Origin of the sequence: Frankia sp. AgB1.9, assembly GCF_016786355.1 — a bacterium.
Lineage (GTDB): Bacteria > Actinomycetota > Actinomycetes > Frankiales > Frankiaceae > Pseudofrankia.
Genome location: NZ_JADWYX010000256.1, coordinates 1 through 2,383 on the forward strand (window position 1 = coordinate 1; position 2,383 = coordinate 2,383).

Sequence of the window (2,383 nt, forward strand, 5' to 3'; positions counted from 1 at the left end):
CCGGGTCCGGTACGGGACGCGGGTGATCGGGGTGTCCCGGCAGGGCCGCGACCGGCTGGTCAGCGCGGACCGCGACGAGGCACCGTTCATGATCCACGCCGTCGACGCACGCGGCGTCGAAATGCGTCACACGGTCCGCGCGGTGATCGACGCGTCGGGCACCTGGCGCCAGCCCAACCCGGCCGGCGCCGACGGTCTGCCAGCACTCGGCGAGCGGGCAGCGGCCTCCGCAGGTGTGCTGTCCTATCTGCCCCCGACCCCCACGCAGGTCGCGGCCCTGGCCGGCGGGCACGTGGTGGTCGTCGGCAGTGGCCACTCGGCGATGACCGCGGTCATCGACCTCGCCGCGGTCGCCCGCGAGGCGCCGGGCACGCGGATCAGCTGGGTACTGCGGCGCGGCACGGTCGGCGACACGTTCGGCGGCGGCGCGGCCGACGCCCTGCCCGCCCGCGGCGCCCTCGGAATCCGCTCCCGCCAAGCAGTCGACGACGGCCTGGTGCGACTGGTCACCGGGTTCCGCGTGGACCGGGTCGATCTGCGGAACGGCCAGGTCGTGCTCATCGCCCAGGACGGCCGCACCCTGCCACCGGGCGACCTGGTGGTGGCGGTGACCGGGTTCCGGCCGGACCTGTCGTTCCTGTCCGAGATGCGTCTCGACCTCGACCCGATCCTGCAAGCCCCGGTCCGGCTCGCACCGGAGATTGATCCCAATGTGCACTCGTGTGGCACCGTCATGCCGCACGGCGCCCGCGAGCTCGCCCACCCGGAGGCGGGGCTGTATCTGGTCGGGATGAAGTCCTACGGCCGGGCACCGACGTTCCTCGCGATGACCGGCTACGAACAGGTCCGCAGCGTCGCCGCCGCACTCGCCGGCGACCACCAGGCCGCCGCCCGCGTCGAACTGACCCTCCCGAACACCGGCGTCTGCTCCGGCGGTGGCCTGGCCGACGAGACGGCCGAGGACGCCGGTGGCGCGGGCTGCTGCCCGCCACCGGTCGAGGTGCTCTCGATCGGCCGCACTCCGGCATCGGCGTAGGCGCTCTGGTGGTCGACATCTCCACCGGAACGGGGCCTGCGGCGGCCGGTCCCCGACGCGCGCTAATTGCGCTGTGCGTGACCACGATCGTCAGCTACGGGGTGCTGTACTACGCCTTCCCCGTCCTCGCCGAAGAGATCGCCGAGGACACCGGCTGGTCGCGCACGGCGGTGACCGCGGCGTTCTCGGCGGGGAACCTTCTCGGAGCGGTGGCTGGCGTGCCGGTCGGCCGCGTTCTCGGCCGGCACGGGCCGCGACCCGTGATGACCGGCGGCTCTGTCCTCGCCGTCGCTGCGCTGGCAGGGGTGGCCGAGGCGCCGTCGTATGGCTGGTTCCTCGCCGCCTGGCTGATAGCGGGCGTGGCAATGGCCGGGGTGTTCTACCCGCCCGCGTTCGCCGCGCTCACCGGCTGGTACGGGCCAAACCGGGTACGCGCCCTGACCACGCTTACCCTGGCTGCGGGATTCGCGAGCACGATCTTCGCGCCCCTCACCGCCGCGCTCGTAGGCCACCTGAACTGGCGAGAGGTCTACCTCGTCCTCGCCACGATCCTCGCGGCCATCACGATCCCCGCCCACGCCTGGGCGCTCAGTCCGCCCTGGCACCCCGACCAGCACGCCACCCCCAGCCACGATCAGGGGAACCGCGCGGCGGAACGGCGCAGCGATCGCGAGGTGCTGGCAAGCCGCGAGTTCCTGCTGCTCGTCGCGGCGCTGACCTTCAGTGCGTTCGCGCTCTACGCCGTCGTGGTCAACCTCGTCCCCCTGCTGACCGGCCGAGGCCTGTCCACGACCGTCGCCGCCTGGGCGATCGGCCTCGGCGGCGTCGGCCAGGTCGCCGGCCGCCTCTGCTACAGACCGTTGGCCGCACGCCTGACCGTCCGAGGCCGCACCGCCGCCGTGATCGGCGCCGGCGGCCTGGCCACCGTCGTCCTCGGCACCCTCCCAGGGCCAGCCTTCGTGCTGGTGGCAGTCGCCGTGCTCGTCGGAGCGATCCGCGGCATGTTCACCCTCGTCGAAGCCACCATCGTCGCCGACCTCTGGGGAACCGAACGCTTCGCCCGGCTCAACGGCGTCTTCAACGCCCCCCTCACCGCCGCGACCGCCCTCGCGCCCAGCATCGGCGCCGCACTCGCCGCAGCGCTGGGCAGTTACCCCCTGCTCTTCGTCACCCTCGCCGCCGCCGGAGGACTCGGCGCCGGCCTCGTGATCGCCGCCACCACCGCAACTCCGCGCCCCACCGTCGTCCCTGCCGGGGACCAGCCGGACGGCAGCGCGGCCGACGGTCAGACCGCCGCCGCCTGACGGCACCAGTCCGGATGGCGCAGCGAGGCACGCCGGTCTCGCC

General features: G+C 73.7%; 2 protein-coding genes. Both read left to right on the forward strand.

The features are described 5' to 3' along the window. Nucleotides 1-1,036 (forward strand): flavoprotein (locus I6A60_RS40955; RefSeq protein ID WP_203017290.1); only part of this gene is annotated, 1,036 nt, incomplete at its 5' end. A gap of 77 nt (nucleotides 1,037-1,113) precedes the next feature. After that, the gene (locus tag I6A60_RS40960) at nucleotides 1,114-2,340 is read left to right on the forward strand and encodes an MFS transporter (protein ID WP_307874130.1); all 1,227 of its coding nucleotides are present in this window, start codon (nucleotides 1,114-1,116) and stop codon (nucleotides 2,338-2,340) included. Nucleotides 2,341-2,383: the final 43 nt, after the last annotated feature.